Annotated in this window: 12 protein-coding genes; 10 read left to right on the forward strand and 2 right to left on the reverse strand. The window is 66.9% G+C overall.

The window, feature by feature from the left end:
* Positions 1–153 precede the first annotated feature (153 nt).
* Both ACWDTI_RS04480 and ACWDTI_RS04485 read right to left on the reverse strand, forming a co-directional pair.
* A complete protein-coding gene (locus ACWDTI_RS04480) occupies positions 154–1,656 on the reverse strand; it encodes a class I adenylate-forming enzyme family protein (protein WP_449736825.1) in 1,503 nt (500 codons plus the stop codon).
* A 39-nt stretch (positions 1,657–1,695) separates the two neighbouring features.
* Positions 1,696–2,655: a phosphotriesterase family protein gene (locus tag ACWDTI_RS04485; protein WP_449736826.1), complete on the reverse strand. Its 960-nt coding sequence runs from the start codon at positions 2,653–2,655 to the stop codon at positions 1,696–1,698.
* A gap of 152 nt (positions 2,656–2,807) precedes the next feature.
* Here ACWDTI_RS04485 and ACWDTI_RS04490 point away from each other — a divergent pair, with 152 nt between their 5' ends.
* From ACWDTI_RS04490 to ACWDTI_RS04535, 10 genes are all read left to right on the forward strand, one after another.
* On the forward strand, positions 2,808–4,265 hold the full coding sequence (locus tag ACWDTI_RS04490) for a sulfatase family protein (protein WP_449736827.1): 1,458 nt from the start codon (positions 2,808–2,810) through the stop codon (positions 4,263–4,265).
* A gap of 103 nt (positions 4,266–4,368) precedes the next feature.
* Positions 4,369–5,166, forward strand: a complete 798-nt coding sequence (gene stf0, locus ACWDTI_RS04495) for a trehalose 2-sulfotransferase (RefSeq protein ID WP_449736828.1) — start codon at positions 4,369–4,371, stop codon at positions 5,164–5,166.
* Entirely contained in the window at positions 5,163–6,122 is a 960-nt protein-coding gene (cysD, locus tag ACWDTI_RS04500; RefSeq protein WP_449736829.1) for a sulfate adenylyltransferase subunit CysD, read from the forward strand. Before stf0 ends, cysD begins: the two co-directional genes overlap by 4 nt.
* Positions 6,122–8,047 carry an adenylyl-sulfate kinase gene (cysC, locus tag ACWDTI_RS04505; RefSeq protein WP_449736830.1) on the forward strand — a complete coding sequence of 642 codons (1,926 nt, stop codon included), beginning with the start codon at positions 6,122–6,124 and terminating at the stop codon, positions 8,045–8,047. The genes cysD and cysC overlap by 1 nt, the downstream gene beginning before the upstream one ends.
* A gap of 159 nt (positions 8,048–8,206) precedes the next feature.
* Positions 8,207–9,667 (forward strand): class I adenylate-forming enzyme family protein, encoded by a 1,461-nt coding sequence (locus ACWDTI_RS04510; protein WP_449736831.1) that lies wholly within the window; start codon positions 8,207–8,209, stop codon positions 9,665–9,667.
* A gap of 23 nt (positions 9,668–9,690) precedes the next feature.
* Positions 9,691–11,532, forward strand: a complete 1,842-nt coding sequence (locus tag ACWDTI_RS04515; protein ID WP_449736832.1) for a DUF3556 domain-containing protein — start codon at positions 9,691–9,693, stop codon at positions 11,530–11,532.
* Complete coding sequence (locus ACWDTI_RS04520; RefSeq protein WP_449736833.1) at positions 11,529–13,022, forward strand: phytoene desaturase family protein; 1,494 nt, start codon at positions 11,529–11,531, stop codon at positions 13,020–13,022. The genes ACWDTI_RS04515 and ACWDTI_RS04520 overlap by 4 nt, the downstream gene beginning before the upstream one ends.
* A complete protein-coding gene (locus tag ACWDTI_RS04525; protein WP_449736834.1) occupies positions 13,019–14,326 on the forward strand; it encodes a PucR family transcriptional regulator in 1,308 nt (435 codons plus the stop codon). The genes ACWDTI_RS04520 and ACWDTI_RS04525 overlap by 4 nt, the downstream gene beginning before the upstream one ends.
* Positions 14,327–14,386: 60 nt before the next feature.
* Positions 14,387–14,986, forward strand: a complete 600-nt coding sequence (locus ACWDTI_RS04530) for a histidine phosphatase family protein (protein ID WP_449736835.1) — start codon at positions 14,387–14,389, stop codon at positions 14,984–14,986.
* Positions 14,987–15,048: 62 nt separating this feature from the next.
* The gene (locus tag ACWDTI_RS04535; RefSeq protein WP_449736836.1) at positions 15,049–17,643 is read left to right on the forward strand and encodes a LuxR C-terminal-related transcriptional regulator; all 2,595 of its coding nucleotides are present in this window, start codon (positions 15,049–15,051) and stop codon (positions 17,641–17,643) included.
* The last annotated feature ends 63 nt before the right edge of the window (positions 17,644–17,706 follow it).

A 17,706-nucleotide genomic window follows, 5' to 3' on the forward strand; every position in this document is an offset into this window, starting at 1 on the left:
GGCCGACCGGGCTCCCATCCGCGCTCCCACCGCTGGTCGAGTAAGGGAGGAGCTTGCGACGACCGCATCGAGACCGCTTGCCCTGCTGACGATCTCGATGCGGCGCCTCGCTGCGCTCGGTGCCTTACTCGATCAGCGGGGGTGGAGACCAACTCAGTGCGCGACCTTCCCCAGCCCTTCCCGATCGATCGCCCGCTTGAGGATCTTGCCCGTCGCACCCTTCGGCAGGGTGTCGACGAACTGATAGATCCGTGGCACCTTGTACGCACTCAACCGCTCTTTGGTCCACTCCCGCAACGCATCCGGATCGATCTCCACGCCGGGCCGAGGCGCGATCACCGCAGCGATCTCCTCGCCGTAGTGATCGTCGGGCACTCCGATCACGGCGGCTTCGACGATGTCGGGGTGCGTGTAGAGCACCTCCTCCACCTCGCGCGGGTAGACGTTGTAGCCGCCGCGGATGATCAGATCCTTGACGCGGTCGACGATGCGCAGATTACCGTCGGCGTCGAGCGCACCGAGGTCGCCGGTCTTGAACCAGCCGTCCACCAACTCGGCGGCCGTGGCGTCGGGCCGATTCCAGTACTCCCGCATCACCGTCGGACCCTTGATGTAGATCTCTCCGACGACGTCGGTGTCCACCACGGATCCGTCGGAATCCCGCACCTGCACCTGGGTACCCGGCAACGCGGGACCGACCGTCCCGACCACCGGGTGTCCGTTGACATTGTGAAACGTTGCCGCGCCACAGGTCTCGGTGAGTCCATATCCCTCGAGGATCTTGCAGCCGAACTTCTCCTCGAATGCGCGGATCACCTCGGCCGGCAGTGCGGCGCCGCCCGAGCCGCACAGCCGCAGCGAGGTGAAGTCGTCGGGCGAATACCCTTCGGCCACTTGGAGCATCGCATTCCACATGGTCGGCACACCGCAGGCGATGGTGATCTTCTCGTCGCGCAGGAGGTCCAAGAATGCCTGTGGCACAAACGGGTTGATGAGCGACAGGCTGCAACCCTGGGACAGTGCCCCGTTCATCACGATCGCCTGACCGAACACGTGGAACAGCGGTAGGCCGGTGGCCCAGCGGTCGTCGGGGGTCACCGCCATCAACGTCCGGAATGCGACGGGGCAGGCGTTGATGTTGCCGACGGTCAGTGCGGCACCCTTCGGACGGCCGGTGGTGCCGGAGGTGTACAGAATGACCGAGACGGCATCCTCGGACCGATCCGCATACGACGGAACGGGATCCGGCAGATGATCGGCTGCCTCGTACGGCCCGATCTCGACAAACGGGACACCTGCGGACTCCGCGCTACGCCGGGCATTCTCGGCGCACTCCTGCCAGGCGACGACCATCGATGTGCCCGAGTCGTGCAGTACGTAGTCGATCTCGGGTGACGTCGACATGACGTTCATCGTGATCGCCGTGGCTCCGAGCGTTTGCACGCCGTAGTAGGTGATCACGAACTCCGGTATCGACGGTGCGATGAACAGCACCCGATCTCCCTCGGACACACCGAGTTCGGCAAACCAGGCGGCGGTCCGCGCGATCTTCTCACGTAGTTCTGCATACGTCAGACGCCGATCGCCACTGGTGACGGCGATGCGGTCGGGAGTGTCGTCGGCGAAGGCCCAGATCTTGGCGACGGTGCTGGCCATGGTGCTCCTTGATCGAAAACCGTTACAGGATGGGAGAAATCACTCGAAGTAGCGACGCGGGACCTCGACGAGCATCATGTCGATGTCCTTGTCGGTCACGCCACGTTCGCGCAGCGCGGGCAGGACGTCTTCGCTGATGTGCCGATAGTTCCACTTCGGCACGGCCTGCTGCTTGGCCTCCGGCGAGAACCAGTCGATGAAGCAGGACGCGTCGTGGGCCAACGCCATCCGATCGGCATATCCCCGCTCACACAGCGCGACAACGGTGTTGATGCGGTCCTCGAACGGCAGCAGCACGTCGAGACCGAACCGGTCCATGCCCAGGATCGAGCCGGCGTCGGCCAGCTGCATCAGGTAGTCGAGATCGGTCGAGTCACCCGAGTGCCCGATCACCACCTTGGTCAGATCGGCCCCCTCCTCCTTCAGGACCCGTTGTGCGACAAGCCCGGACTGTGTGTGGGGATTGGTGTGCACGGTGATCGGCGCCCCGGTCTGCGCGCTGGTCTGACCGACCGCACGCATCACCCGTTCCACGCCGGGCGTCAGGCCCTGCTCCTCGATGGCGCACTTGAGGAACGCGGCCTTGACGCCCGTGTCGGCGATGCCCTCGGTGAGGTCCTTGGTGAAGAAGGTGACCAAGGGTTCCGGCACGTCGAACAGCAGTCCCGGACCGGTGTAGTGGAACTGGAACGGAATGTCGTTGTAGGTGTACAGCCCGGTCGCCACCACGATCTTGAGGGCGATCTGCTCGGCGATGCGCTGAATACGCGGGATGTAGCGGCCGAGGCCGAGGACGGTCGGGTCGAGGATCGTGTCGATACCGAGTTGCTTGAGCTCGGTCAGATCCCGGACCGCGTCGGCGATCTTCTGCTCTTCGTCCCAGTCGTCCTGGTAGTTCTCCCGGTACTCCTCGCCGAGCACGAAGACGTGTTCGTGGCACAGCACGCTGCCGAGGTCGGCGGAGTCGACGGGTCCGGTGACGGTGTTGACGGTGCTCATTGATCAGTCCTCCACATCGATGTGTCGACAGCGGGCGCACATCATGTGGCCCGCATCACTCCGCGAGAACTGTAGTTGAGGATGAGTTCAAGTTCAAGACTTTGGCTGGTCGAATACCTTGCATGGCCTGACCAGTCGTGCATCATGGACCAATGCCGACGACGAAAACCCCTGGCGCGGCGGATACCGACTCGTCGAACAGTGCCGCGTCCCGCGAAAACGTCATCCTCATCCACTGGCACGATCTCGGGCGCCACCTCGCGTGTTACGGCCATGACGGGGTCGAGAGCCCCACCCTCGACGGGCTTGCGGCCGAAGGCATCCGCTTCACCGATGCCCATTCGACGGCGCCGTTGTGCTCGCCCGCCCGGGGTTCGGTGTTCACCGGCCGGTATCCGCACCGCAACGGGCTCGTCGGCCTGGCCCACCACGGGTTCGAATACCGCAGTGACGTGCGCACGTTGCCGGCGCTGCTCTCCGATGTGGGCTATCGCACCGTGCTGTTCGGTATGCAGCACGAGAGCGCCGATCCCACGAGCATCGGTTTCGACATGGTCGACGTCTCCGACTCGCTCTGCGACTACGTGGTCGCCCGCTCGCAGGACTGGCTGCGCGACCACGTCGCCGCCTCCGACGAACGCCCGTTCCTGCTGACCGCCGGCTTTTTCGAGACGCACCGCCCCTATCCGGCCGATCAGTACAAACACGTCGATCCGTCGACAGTCAGTGTGCCGTCGTTCCTGCCCGACACCGACGACGTCCGCGAGGACCTCGCCGGGCTCTACGGCAGCATCACGCAGGCCGACGCCGCGGTCGGGCGGCTGCTCGACACCGTCGCCGAACTCGGCCTCGACGAGAGCACCTGGATCGTGTTCTTCACCGATCACGGCCTGGCATTCCCGCGCGCCAAATCCACCTTGTACGCCGAGGGCACCGGAATCGCGTTCATCGTCCGCCCACCCACCCGCCGTCGCGTCGGACCCCGGACCTACGACGACCTCTTCTCCGGGGTCGACCTCGCACCCACCCTGCTCGAGCTCCTGTCGGTGCCCGCACCCGCGGGCCTCGACGGCGCATCGCACGCCGACGAATGGCTATCAGAGACCGAAAATACGGTTCGCACAGAGGTTTTCACCGAGAAGACCTACCACGACGCCTTCGATCCGATCCGCGCGGTGCGCAGCAAGGAGTTCAGCTACATCGAGAACTACGCGGAGCGACCGGGATTGCTGCTGCCACTCGACATCGCCGACAGCCTGTCCGCGAAGTCCGTCGACCCTCATGCCACCGAGGACCCCCGCGCGCGCCACGAACTCTATGACCTGACTAAAGATCCCGATGAGTTGAACAATCTCGCCGACGACCCGGCGTACGCCGACGTCCGGGAGCACTTGGCGTCCGTCCTCGACGAATGGCGTACACGCACCGACGATGTCATTCCCGACGAGCGGGACGGCACCGCCGTCGCCGAGCGATTCATGGCCGACTTCTTCGCGAAAGCCCAGGTTGCCCCGCCCGGCGAGGATGCGCTGCCGTCGCGCCGTCCACGCGGGGAGCGGCGCGAGTTGCACGGCGAGATCAGCACCGTGCACGACGACCATCCGGCCTGAGCCAGATCCCGATACACACCCGTCCGAGACCGTCAAGGTTTTGCGCCATCTGAGCGTAAATCCCCAGGTTGCAGCATGTTTTTCGGTCATTACACTGGCCCGCATGCCCGACGCTTCGAACTACCTCGTGTGCGCCAGCCAGCGCAGCGGCAGCACGCTGCTCGTCGAGTCGTTGGCCGCCACCGGCGTCGCCGGCAAGCCGCAGGAGTTCTTCCAGTACTTCACGACGTCGTCGCTCGCGCCGCAGCCGCGTGAGTGGTTCATCGGCGTCACCGATCCCGACATCCTCGGTCTGCTCGCACCCATCGACCGCGGCATCGTCGACACCCGGGACAGCGACGAGTGGATGGCCGACGTCCTCGACCACGGCCGCTCTCCCAACGGTGTGTGGGGCGGCAAGTTGATGTGGAATCAGACGTCGTTGCTGATCGCCCGCACCCGGGTCGGCTCCGGACGGTTACGCACCGCCATCCACCGCCTGTTCGACGGCGTCGACCCGGTGTACGTCCACGTCTACCGGGAAGACGTGGTGCCACAAGCCGTTTCGATGTGGCGTGCGGTACAGACACGGGTCTGGCGCGACGAGGACGGGGTGCACGCCGGCAGCGACGACGGCGCGGTCTACAGCGCGGAGGGCATCGCGCATCTCGCCGCCATCCTGCTGGACCAGGACCGCAGCTGGCGCAGGTGGTTTCGCAAGGAGGCCATCACACCGCTCGAGGTGCCGTTCGGCAAACTCGTCTCCGACCCCACCGCCACCACCGCAGGTGTCCTCGAGGCCATCGGGCAAGACCCCGACCTCGCGCCCCCGCCGCCACTGAAACCCCAGTCCAACGCACGATCCAAGGAATGGGCGGAGCGCTACCGCGCCGACGCCGCCCGGAACGGATACCCCCAATGACGGCCGAACCGATCATCACCGACGCACCCACCCCCGACATCGAACACGTTGCCGCACTGCGGATTCTCGAATCCGAGTCGGTGCACATCATCCGCGAGGTGGTCGCCGAACTCGAGCGGCCGGTGCTCCTGTTCTCCGGCGGCAAGGACTCGATCGTGCTGTTGCGGTTGGCGGAGAAGGCGTTTCGGCCGAGTCCACTGCCGTTCCCGATCCTGCACGTGGACACCGGACACAACTTCGACGAGGTCATCGAGTTCCGAGACCGCCGGGTCGCGCCGAACGCCGAGAATCCCGACGGCATCAAGTTGATCGTGGCGTCGGTACAGGACTCCATCGATTCCGGTCGCGTCGCCGAGTCCACCGATCCGTCCGGGTCGCGTAACCGCCTGCAGACCCGCACACTGTTGGATGCGTTGGAGGCCGGACGTTTTGACGCCGCGTTCGGTGGCGCCCGTCGCGACGAGGACCGTGCCCGGGCCAAGGAACGCGTGTTCAGTTTCCGCGACGAGTTCGGCCAGTGGGATCCCCGCGCCCAACGCCCCGAACCGTGGTCGCTCTACAACGGGCGCATCCGCCGGGGCGAATCGGTTCGGGTCTTCCCGCTGTCCAACTGGACCGAGGTGGACATCTGGCGCTACATCGAACTCGAGAACCTCGAACTGCCGTCGATCTATTACGCCGGTGAACGCGAGGTGTTCGACCGCGACGGCATCCTGCTCGCCGTGTCGCCCTACAGTCGGCCGCGGGACGGCGAAGACGTCAGCACCGAGTGGGTCCGCTACCGCACCGTCGGCGACCTCACCATCACCGGTGCCGTCCGTTCCCGCGCCACCACCATCCCGGAGATCATCGCCGAGATCTCCGACGCGACGGTCTCCGAGCGGGGCGAGACCCGCGCCGACGACCGCACCTCATCGGCCGCCATGGAAGACCGCAAGCGCGAAGGATATTTCTGATGACCACCGTCATTTCACCCGAATTCGGCAGCATCACAACACCGTCGCCGCGGCGCCAGATCCTCCGGTTGGCCACCGCCGGCAGCGTCGACGACGGGAAGTCCACCCTCATCGGCCGGCTGCTGCACGACACCGGCAGCCTGCCCACCGATCACCTCGACGCGGTCACCGACGACGAGGGCGTCGCGGACCTCGCCGCGCTCTCCGACGGTCTGCGTGCCGAACGCGAGCAGGGCATCACGATCGACGTCGCCTACCGCTTCTTCTCCACCGATACCCGCAACTACGTGCTCGCCGACACCCCGGGGCACGAGCGTTACACCCGGAACACCTTCACCGGGGCGTCCAACGCACACGTCGCGGTCCTTCTGGTGGACGCGCGCAACGGATTACAGGTGCAGACCCGGCGGCACGCGCGGATCGCCACCGTCGTCGGGGTGCCGCGGGTGATCGCCGCGATCAACAAGATCGACCTCGTCGACTACTCGGCGGAGCGGTACGCCGAGATCGAGGCGGACCTCGAAGAACTTGCCACACAGATCGGTATCGACGGCATCCCGGCCATTCCGGTTGCTGCCAAGCACGGCGACAATGTGGTCCACCGTTCGGCGAACACCCCCTGGTACAGCGGTCCCACGCTGCTCGAGTATCTCGAGAATGTGGAACTCGTCGCACCGTCGCCCACCACCAACGAACTGCGACTGCCGATCCAGTGGGTGTCACGGCCGACGGCGGGCCATCGGCGACGTTACTACGGACGACTCGCCGCCGGGCGGCTGCACGTCGGGGATGCCGTCACCGTGCTGCCATCGGGCACCTCGAGCATCGTCACCGGTCTCGACACCCTCGACGACGACCGTGAGTTCGCCGTTGCGCCGCTGTCTATCTCGGTGGAACTCGCCGACGACATCGACGTCGGCCGCGGCGACGTCATCGTCAGCGCCGCCGATTCCGCGCACACCCCGGTGCTCGCGCGCGAGCTCGACGCCACCATCTGCTGGCTGTCGGACAACCCGTTGCACGCCGGCGACCGGGTCGCCCTCAAGCACGGCGTGACCACCGTGCGCGCCACCGTGCAATCGTTGGAACGTCGGCTCGACCCCGAGACCCTGATCGAGCAGGTCGGACCAAGCAGCCTGGGCCTCAACGACATCGGGACCATCACGCTGCGCACCTCCTCGGTGGTGGTGGCCGATCGCTATGCGGACAACCGGGATACCGGCGCGTTCATCCTGATCGACGAGTCCACCAACGACACCGTCGGCGCCGGCACCATCACCGAGCCGCGGGAAGTGGTGCCCGGCAAGGCAACCCGCAACGACATCAAGTGGCATCCGAGCTCTCTCGGCCGTTCGGAACGGTGGCAGAAGACCGGCCAGCGTGGTGCGACGGTGTGGCTCACCGGCCTGCCCGCCTCGGGCAAATCCACAGTCGCCGTGGCACTGGAACGTGAGATCGTCGGCCGCGGACGAGTCGCCTACCTCATCGACGGCGACAACATCCGGCACGGCATCTCCGACGATCTCGGCTTCTCACCGGGCGATCGGGCCGAGAACATCCGGCGCGTCGGACATCTCGCGCGCCTGTTCGCCGATGCCGGCGTGGTCTCGATCGCGTCGATGGTGTCCCCGTTGCGCTCCGACCGCGAGATCGCCCGCGCGCTGCACCGGGCGGCCGACCTGGAGTTCATCGAAGTGCACGTGTCCACCCCGGTCGCGGAGTGCGAACGCCGCGATCCCAAGGGGTTGTACGAGCGCGCCCGACGCGGTGAGCTCAAGGGCCTCACCGGGGTGGACGCACCCTACGAAAAGCCCGCCGACCCGGACCTCCGGTTCGACACCACCGACCAGGACATCGAGGAGCTGGCCGCCCGCATCGTCGCGGTGCTGGAGGAGAAGGGCATCCTCGACCCGCCCGGCAACTGAGGAGACCGCTGCGAGGTACCGCGCGTCCGACCTTTGTCCTCGCAGCACAATCGCGGTCCCGAACTCTGGCCCGCCAGGCCGTTTCACCTGCGACGGAGCAGCCCTAGTGTCATAGCTCACAGCCACGGCTGACGAGCTACGACGAAAGGGCTTGTGACAGTGACCTCGACTTACTTCGCCTGGGATCTCGCCGACAGGGGATCGGCCCCCTGCGTTCGCGATGACGACCTCGAATTCGACTACGCCGGTTTCGCGCGGCGAGTCGAGGCCGTCGCCGAGCAGTTCACCGACCTCGGTGTCGGACGCGGTGACGTGGTGGCGACGTTCCTGCCCAACCGCGCCGAGCTGCTGATCGCGATCATGGCGGCATGGCGACTCGGCGCGATCGCCACCCCGGTCAATCCCGCGTTCACCGCGGCCGAGGCCCGGTATCAGCTCGACGATGCAGACGTTCGCGTCGTCGTCGGAGATCGACCAGACATCGCCGCCGCGCGGGTTCACCTGTCGGTGGACGACCTTGCGTCGATTCCGAGCCAGAGCTGGGCACCGCCCGCGGCACCGACCCCGGACGACGACGCACTGCTCATCTACACCTCCGGGTCCACGGGCCGTCCCAAGGGCGTTCGACTGACCCACGCCAACCTGCACTACATGGGATCGGCGATGGTGCAACACTGTTCGCTCACCGCATCCGACCACGCGCTCCTCATCCTGCCGCTGTTCCACGTCAACGCCATCTGCGTCAGCTTCCTCGCGCCGATGCTTGCCGGCGGCCAACTGTCCATCACCGGAAAGTTCTCCGCCTCCCGGTTCCTCGATGACGTCGACCGGCTGCAGCCCACCTACTTCTCCGCCGTGCCGACGATCTATGCGATCGTGATCTCCCAGCCCGCCGTGAGAACGGAAACCCTTGCGTCCCTGCGGTTCGCGATCTGCGGCGCAGCGCCCATCTCCAAGGAACTCCTCGACCGTGCCGAGCAGACCCTCGGCATCCCGATCGTCGAGGGGTACGGACTCACCGAAGGGACATGTGCGTCGGCGTGCAATCCCATCGACGGTGTCCGCAAACTCGGCACCGTCGGCCCCGCCCTGCCCGGTCAGCACATCAGCATCGTCGGTGCGGAAGGCCAGGAGCTGCCGACCGGCGAAGCGGGTGAGGTCGTCATCAGCGGCCCGAATGTCATGCGGGGCTATCTGAACAGGCCCGCCGACACTGCCGCCTCCATCGTCGACGGACGCCTGCACACCGGCGACGTCGGCCGGCTCGACGACGACGGCTACCTCACCCTCGTCGACCGCATCAAGGACATGATCATCCGCGGCGGAGAAAACCTCTACCCCAAGGAGATCGAGAACGCGCTGGCCACCCACCCCGCAGTTCTCGAATGCGCGGTCGTCGGCACACCCGACGACCTATACGGCGAAGTGCCCGTCGGGTTCGTCGTCGCCTACCCCGACCAGCAGATCACCGCCGACGAGTTGGTCGGCCATCTCTCGGTCCGCATAGCAAGGAACAAGCAGCCCACCACCATCCACATCGTCGACCACCTTCCCCGCAATCCGGTCGGCAAGATCGACAAGCCCGCCCTGCGGCTCACCACCACCATCCCCGTTCACTGACGTACGAGAAACGGAGCACTCCAATGGGATTCACCCAACCCGACTTCCCACCCGTCGATCCGAAAACCTTCCTCGACAAACCCTTCCTGGACCGGATGCGCGTCCTCGGCGCCCACTGGGCCGAGTACGGTTTCGGCACACCCAAGATGGTGCATGTCATCTATCTGGTGAAGGTCTTCGTCTTCTATGCCGGTGTCGGCATCACGCTGGCCACCCTCACCTCCGGCCTCAACCCACTCCATGTGACCGAGTGGTGGAATCAGCCGATCGTGTACCAGAAAGCGGTACTCTGGACCGTCCTCGTCGAGATCCTCGGCCTCGGCGGATCGTGGGGACCACTCGCCGGACATTTCAAACCGATGACCGGAGGCCTGCTCTACTGGTTGCGGCCCAACACGATTCGCCTCCCACCATGGCCGGACAAGGTGCCCTTCACCAAGGGTGACAGCCGGACTCCCGTCGACATCGCCATCTACGTCGCGATCCTGATCAACCTCGTCGTCGCGATCGCGATGCCCGGGATGAACAGCGAGTCCCTCGACGCGGCCATGACCGACAATCACGGCCTGGTGAATCCCGTTCTGCTGTATCCGCTCATCGCACTGCTGATCGCAATCGGCCTGCGCGACAAGGTGATCTTCATCGCCGCCCGCTCCGAGCAGTATCTGCCCGCGCTGGTGTTCTTCGGCTTCCTGCCGTTCGTCGACATGGTCATCGCCCTCAAGCTCCTCATCGTGACGGTGTGGGTCGGGGCCGGTGTCTCCAAGATGGGCCACCACTTCTCCATGGTCATCCCGCCGATGATCTCCAACACTCCGTGGCTGGGCAGCAAGAAGATCAAGCGGATGCACTACCGCAACTTCCCCGAGGACATGCGGCCGTCCAAGCTGGCCGGCAGTGTTGGGCACGTCCTGGGCACGATCGTCGAGATCGCCACGCCCCTGGTGCTGCTGTTCTCCACCAACCGCACCCTGAGCCTCCTCGCGGTCGCCCTGATGGTGTGCTTCCACCTGTTCATCCTGTCGACCTTCCCGCTCGCGGTGCCGCTGGAATGGAACCTGCTCTTCGCGTACGCCGCGATCTTCCTGTTCTGGGGTTTCCCCAACTGGAACGGGTACGGCGTCTTCGACACGTCGATGCCGTGGGCCATGCTCGCGATCGCTGCAGCGCTGTGCTTCTTCCCGGTGCTCGGCAATCTGCGTCCCGACCTCGTGTCCTTCCTGCCGTCGATGCGGCAGTACGCCGGCAACTGGGCATCGGCCACCTGGGCATTCGCGCCGGGCGCCGAGGACAAGCTCGACCAGTTCGTCGTCCGGGGCGCCAAGAACACCCGCACCCAGCTGCTCACGTCCTACGAGCCCGAGGTCGCCGATGTGGTGATGCATCAGATGATGGCGTGGCGTTCCATGCACAGCCAGGGCCGGGCGCTGTTCTCGCTGATGCTGCGGCACCTCGGCGACGACATCGACACCTACACCCTCCGCGAGGCCGAGTTCTCGTGTAACTCGCTTGTGGCCTTCAACTTCGGCGACGGTCACCTGCACGACGAGAAGATGATCGCGGCACTGCAGCGACGCTGCAACTTCGCACCCGGAGAGTTCACCGTCGCGTGGATCGAATCCCAGCCCATCCACAAGGGCACCCAGCGGTTCAAGGTCATCGACGCCGCCCTCGGCGTGATCGAAACCGGCACCTACCGGGTTCGGGATGCCATCGACGAGCAGCCGTGGCTGCCCAACGGACCCATCCCCTTCCAGGTGGACCAGACCCTCGACGTTGACGCCCGCCGTGCGCTGACAGATCCTGAGGTCGTGGCCGAACCGAAGATGCGTTCCGTGGGAATCACCGATCAGGTGCAGCAGTGACGACTGCGGTCGTCGTCGGCGGCGGGCCCAACGGGCTCGCCGCCGCCCTGCGGCTGGCCCGCTCGGGTGTCGACGTCACGGTGCTCGAGGCGGCCGACGAGGTCGGAGGTGGCGCACGGTCCGGTGAACTGACCGTGCCGGGCGTCATCCACGACCACTGCTCGGCCTTCCACCCGCTGGGCGTCGGCTCACCGTTCTGGGCCGAGGTCGGACTCGAACGCTACGGCCTGACCTGGCGATGGCCCGAGATCGACTGCGCGCATCCCCTCGACTCCGGCGAGGCCGGTCTGCTGTACCAGTCCATCGACACCACCGCCGCCGGACTCGGCGACGACGGCACGAGGTGGCGCATGATGTTCGGGGACCTCGCAGCACATTTCGACGACCTCGGTCACGATCTGTTGCGTCCGATCCTCAACGTGCCCGCCCATCCGATCCGGCTCGCCGCCTTCGGGCCCCGCGCGGTGCTGCCCGCGACCGTGTTGGCCCGGTTCTTTCGTACCGACAAGGCCCGGGCGCTCTACGGAGGAATCGCCGCACATCTCTACTCGCGCCTCGACCGTCCGTTGGCCGGGTCGCTGGGCCTGATGATCGCGGCCAGTGGGCACCGCTTCGGATGGCCGGTCGCGGAGGGAGGTTCCGGCGCCATCACGGCGGCCGCCGCGGCGGCGGTGCGTGATGCCGGCGGCAAGATCGAGACCGGGATACGGGTGAGCGGTAGAAGCGATATCCCGGACGCCGACGCGGTGCTGCTCGATCTCTCTCCGGCGCAGGTGCTGTCCATCTACGGCGAGACCATGCCCTCCCGGATCAAACGGTCGTACCGGCGTTATCGGGTCGGTTCCTCGGCATTCAAGGTCGACTTCGCCATCGACGGCGACATCCCGTGGACCAACCCGGACTGTACACGCGCCGGAACCGTCCATCTCGGAGGCGGTTTCGGCGAGATCGCGCACACCGAACGACAACGCGCCGCGGGCTGCATGGTCGACCGGCCCTTCGTTCTCGTCGGCCAGCAGTACATCGCGGACCCGACGCGCAGCAACGGTTCGATCAACCCGATCTACGCGTACGCGCATGTGCCCGGCGGATTCGACGGCGACGCCACCGATGCCGTCGTCGCCCAGATCGAACGATTCGCCCCCGGCTTCCGTGACCGCGTGGTGGCCACCCACAGCACAGGAACCGGCCAATTGTATTCCGCCAACCTGAATTTCGCCGCCGGCGACATCATCGGGGGTGCCAATGACCGACTCCAGGTGGTGCTGCGGCCACGGCTCGCGCTCGATCCGTACTCGATCGGTGTCGACGGCGTGTACATCTGCTCGCAGGCCACCCCGCCCGGTGCCGGTGTCCACGGCCTGTGCGGTCACCACGCCGCCACCTCCGCGCTGCGCTACCTCGACAGTCGCCCACCGGCAGCAACCCGAACCCCGCCCACAGCAACGCAACCCCCGCCCACGGCACCGCCGGAACCCGGCCCACGATGATCACCGACCCGCCCGACCTCGGCGCCGCCGCCCGCGATCGGCTCGCCCAAGTTCCCGCTGCGGCAGACACCGCGCTGCTCGACACGGTCGCCCTCATCGCCAAACGGCTGCGCGAGCAGGAAGACCGGCTCGTCGCCGACCTGTCCGCGATGATGGCCCGTGAGATCGACCAACTGGACTCGGATCCGAGACTCGTCGAGATGCTGGAAGCCAGCGTGCACGGCAACATCTCGACGATCATCCACGTGCTGGCCAACGACATACCGATCGATCACCTCCAACCCACCACCGCCGCAGTGGAATACGCACTCCGTCTGGCACAGCGCGACGTTCCGTCCAACTCACTGGTACGTGCGTACCATCTCGGGCAGAACAGTGTGATGCTGCTGTGCTACGGGCTGATCGAGGACCTGCACCTGTCCGCCGACGAGGCCATGGCGGTCACCCGGCACGTGTCCGACGTCATGTTCGCCTACATCGACTGGATCACGCTGTACGTGTTCGAGGCGTACGAAAACGAACGCCGTCGATGGATCGGCGCCGAGGGCAACGTGCTGTCCTCGACGATCCACCGATTCCTGGAATCGCCCGATGCCGACACGCGGGAGTTCGAGACCGAAACGGGTTACCGCCTCGACCAGGAGCATCTGGCCACGATCCTGTGGACGGCCGACGACAGCCCCCGCGGACTCAGCGTCCTCGACAGGACCGCCCGCAGCCTGGCCGCCCGGTTGCACGCCACCGGGCCACCGATGGTGACCGCCATCGATCGGTCCACCGTGTACGTCTGGATTCCGTTGGCCAGGCGAATACGTGACGTCGAGGCGCTCGAGGTGTGCCGCGACGCCCAGCTGCCGGCGGAACTCTCTGTCGCCCTGGGCTTCCCGGGGCACGGTGGTCCCGGATTCCGCCGATCCCATGAGCAAGCGAAAGCGGCCTACGCCGTGGCGATCGGGCCGGGCGGCGGCGCCGGGCAGGTGGTCGGATTCGGCGACCGTGGAATCGCGGTGATATCCCTGCTCGCCCGTGACCTCGACGCCACCCGCGTGTGGGTACACGACGTCCTCGGGCCTCTTGCCGAGGACACCCCCACCGCCGCCATGCTCCGCGAAACCCTGTCGGTCTACTACGCCACCAAGGAAAGTCACCTGCACACCGCCGAGCGACTCAACCTCCATCGCAACACGGTCAAGTACCGCGTGGGCAAGGCGCTCGCCGAGTTGCCGCGGCAACGGGACCGCCTCGACCTCGCCCTGGCGCTCACGGCGTGCGAACTCCTCGGCCCCGCCGTCGTCGGCCCCTGACCGGAACGACCTGACCGGACCGCCGCGAGCGGCCTCGCTGCGATGCGGTGAACTGAACCCATGGAGTTGCTGCTGATCCGTCACGCCCGCCCCTTCCACGTCACCGATCCATCCGGTGCCGCCAATCCGGACCTCACACCGGAAGGCGAGGATCAGGCCGTACGGCTCGCCACCGCGATCGCGGACGGCCGCTATGGCACCGTCGGGCGCATCGCGAGCAGCCCGATGCGCCGCGCGATCCAGACCGCGCGCGCCGTCACCGCCGCGGTCGGGCTGGAACCGACCACCGACGAGCGGCTCGTCGAGATGAACCACGGCTGGGCCGAATATGGGCTCGCGACAACCGCCTACACCGATCGTCGTGCACTCCTCGACGACATGAACGCAGGCCATATCGCCCACCGAACCTTCGACCCCCTCGCATTTCGGGCGCGCGTGACCGCCGGAATCGACGACTTGATCGGAGCCGATCCGGACGAGGCCGTCGCGGTCGTCTGCCACGGCGGAGTCATCAACGCCTACCTCTCGCAGGTGCTGGGTGTGCCGCGGATGTTCTTCACCGACCCGTATTACACGTCGGTCTCCCGGGTGCTGGCCGAACCCGACGGATATCGCGAGGTGTTGTCGCTGAACGAGGTCGATCACCTGCGCGGGGACTGACCGATCGTCCGGACGACCGTGTATGGGTGATCGGCACCACACGATGGCCGTAAACTGGGGCAATGTCCCTGACCTGGCCACTGGTGGAGCGCCACGACGACTTCGAGGCGATCAAGTCCACCCTGGGCGCAGCGGACCCCCCGTGCTGCGGAACGGTACTCACCGGGCCTGCCGGCGTCGGCAAGACGACCCTCGCGCGTCAGGTGACCGCCCCGCTCAACGGTGTGCGCTGGGTGGTCGGCACCGAATCGGCCCGGGCCATCCCGCTCGGCGCGTTCGCCAACGTCGTGTCGCCCGCCGCCGCCCGCGACACCATCGGCGTCCTGTCCGCAGCGCGGGAATCGTTGCTCACCGAGCAGTCGCTGGTGCTCTGTGTCGACGACGCGCACCTGCTCGATCCGCTCTCGGCCACCCTCCTGCACCAACTCGCGATCGATCGGGATGCCCGCATCGTCGCGACCGTCCGGAGTGGCGAAGTGCTCCCGGACGCCGTCACCTCACTGTGGAAAGACGGCTACCTCCGACGAATCGAGTTATCGCCGTTCACCAAAGAGGAGAGCGTCGAACTGATCGAGCGGGCGCTCGGCGGGCACATCGAGGGGCTCTCGGCCGAACTCATGTGGGAGGCCTCCGGCGGCAACGCCCTGTTCCTGCGGCACCTGGTCGACGGTGCGGTGGAGGCCGGCAATCTGCGCTCGCGCAACGGTGTCTGGCAACTCCGGGGCGACACCACGGTGACCTCCGAGTTCGCGACATTGCTCGGCGATCGCCTCGTCGGACTGCCGGACAGCGTCATCGGTCTGCTCGATCTGCTCGCCCTGTGCGAACCGATCGAGCTGGATTTGCTGTGCACGCTGGCCGGTGAGGCATCGGTCGACGACGCCGAGGAACGCGAACTCATCCGGATCTCCCGCGGCGGCAACCGGTTCACCGTGCAGTTCACCCACCCACTGCTCGGCGAGGTCGTCCGGCGCCGACTCGGCCGCGTCCGAGCCCGCCGCCTGAGGGGGCAGTTGGTGAGCGCCATGCTCGACCGCCGCGTCGAGACGGACTACGAGCGGATGCGCCTGGCCGACCTCGCCCTCGAGAGTGATCAGGACGTGGGGGTCGGCGCGCTCACCGACGCGGCGCGTGTCGCGATCGGGCTCTCGGATATCGCTGCAGGAGAACGCTTTGCGCAGGCCGCGTTCGATCGGCAGCCGACCATCGACACCGCCGACGTCCTGGCCCGTGCCCTGTTGTGGCAGGGCCGGCCGGCCGACGTCGAACGGGTGCTGTCCACGCTGTCCCCCGATGACCTCGACGAGATCGGATTGCTGCGGTGGGGGGCCACCCGGATGTCCAATTTTGTGTTCTCCGAAGGAGATCACCGACGGGCCGACGAGATGATGCAGATGCTGCGCGAGCGGGTGCACACCCCGATGCTGGTCTCGGTGCTCGAGGCCGTCGACACGGTTCGTGCCATGCACGCCAACCGGATCGAGGAAGCCGCCGAGCGTGCCCGCCGGGTGATCGACGACCCCGAGGCGCCGCCGATCGCCCGGTTCTGGGCCGCGTTCGCCGCGGAGCGTTCGCTCGCGTTGATGGGCCGGGCCGACGAGGTCGCGGCCATCGCGGCCACCGTCGCGGTCCCGTCCAGCGTCGACGGATTGCTCTCGTACTCGGTGACATTCGGCGAGGTGCAGGCCGACGTCTTTGCCGGGCGCTTCTCCGCCGCCGATGCGTGCGTTGCGCGGTTCTCCGAATTCCGTTCTCCCGGACAGTATCTGGCGTGGGGCATGACGCAGACCCTGCGCGGCTTCGTCGCAGTCAACCGAGGCCGGCTCGACGTGGCGGTCTCCGCCCTGCAGGAGGCGGCCGCCGCCATCACCACGGAGTCCCTGGCGGCCTGGCGTTTTCCATCGCGCCTGCTGCTCGCTGTGGCGTATGCGCTCCTCGGACAGGCGGGTCAGGCTCGCGAGGTCGCGGCGCTCACGCGCTCGGCCATGCAACCCGTTGTCGCCGTGTTCGATCCGGCCCTACGGATCGCGGAGGGCTGGATCTCGGCGGCCGAGGGCGTGCGATCCGATGCGATCGCCGCGTGGCGCGCCGCCGCCGAGTCGGCGCGCGCGTCGTCGCAGTGGGCGGTCGAGAGCGAGGCCCTGCACGCGCTCACCCGCATCGGGGAAACCGATGGCGCGCAGCGACTCGCCGAGCTTGCCGAGATCGTCGACGGTGAGCTCACCCCGCTGTATGCGCGCCACGCCGCCGCCGCCGCGGCAAAGGACGGCGCGGAATTGGAGAAGTGCAGCACCGACTTCGAGTCCCTGGGGGCGTTGGTGTCGGCGGCCGACGCCGCGGCGCAGGCGGCGTCGGCCTACGGCGACGACGACGACCGGTCGGCGGCGTCGCGCGCCGCGGTCATCGCACATCGCCTCGCCGCGAAGTGCGGCGGTCTGGTGACACCCGCGCTGATCGACGCCGACGAGCCGCTGCCCATCACCGCCCGCGAACGCGAGATCGCCAATCTCGTCGCCGCGGGCCTGTCGAACCGCGAGATCGCCGACCGCCTCACGGTGTCGGTGCGCACCGTCGAGGGCCACATCTATCGGGCCTGCATGAAGCTCAACGTGACCGACCGGGCCGAACTCGGCCTCCTGATCGCCAGCGGCGCCTGACCCGACGTCCAGGCACAACAACCCCGCGTTCATCGCGTGAGGAATTGTTGCCGACTCATTGAC

The organism is Gordonia sp. NPDC003424 (genome assembly GCF_053588655.1).

What these genes read in the sequence shown, in the direction of transcription:
- ACWDTI_RS04480 (WP_449736825.1), bottom strand. Translation starts at nt 1,656, where the DNA reads ATGGCCAGCACCGTCGCCAAGATCTGGGCCTTCGCCGACGACACTCCC.
- ACWDTI_RS04485 (WP_449736826.1), bottom strand. Translation starts at nt 2,655, where the DNA reads ATGAGCACCGTCAACACCGTCACCGGACCCGTCGACTCCGCCGACCTC.
- ACWDTI_RS04490 (WP_449736827.1), top strand. Translation starts at nt 2,808, where the DNA reads ATGCCGACGACGAAAACCCCTGGCGCGGCGGATACCGACTCGTCGAAC.
- stf0 (WP_449736828.1), top strand. Translation starts at nt 4,369, where the DNA reads ATGCCCGACGCTTCGAACTACCTCGTGTGCGCCAGCCAGCGCAGCGGC.
- cysD (WP_449736829.1), top strand. Translation starts at nt 5,163, where the DNA reads ATGACGGCCGAACCGATCATCACCGACGCACCCACCCCCGACATCGAA.
- cysC (WP_449736830.1), top strand. Translation starts at nt 6,122, where the DNA reads ATGACCACCGTCATTTCACCCGAATTCGGCAGCATCACAACACCGTCG.
- ACWDTI_RS04515 (WP_449736832.1), top strand. Translation starts at nt 9,691, where the DNA reads ATGGGATTCACCCAACCCGACTTCCCACCCGTCGATCCGAAAACCTTC.
- ACWDTI_RS04525 (WP_449736834.1), top strand. Translation starts at nt 13,019, where the DNA reads ATGATCACCGACCCGCCCGACCTCGGCGCCGCCGCCCGCGATCGGCTC.
- ACWDTI_RS04530 (WP_449736835.1), top strand. Translation starts at nt 14,387, where the DNA reads ATGGAGTTGCTGCTGATCCGTCACGCCCGCCCCTTCCACGTCACCGAT.
- ACWDTI_RS04535 (WP_449736836.1), top strand. Translation starts at nt 15,049, where the DNA reads ATGTCCCTGACCTGGCCACTGGTGGAGCGCCACGACGACTTCGAGGCG.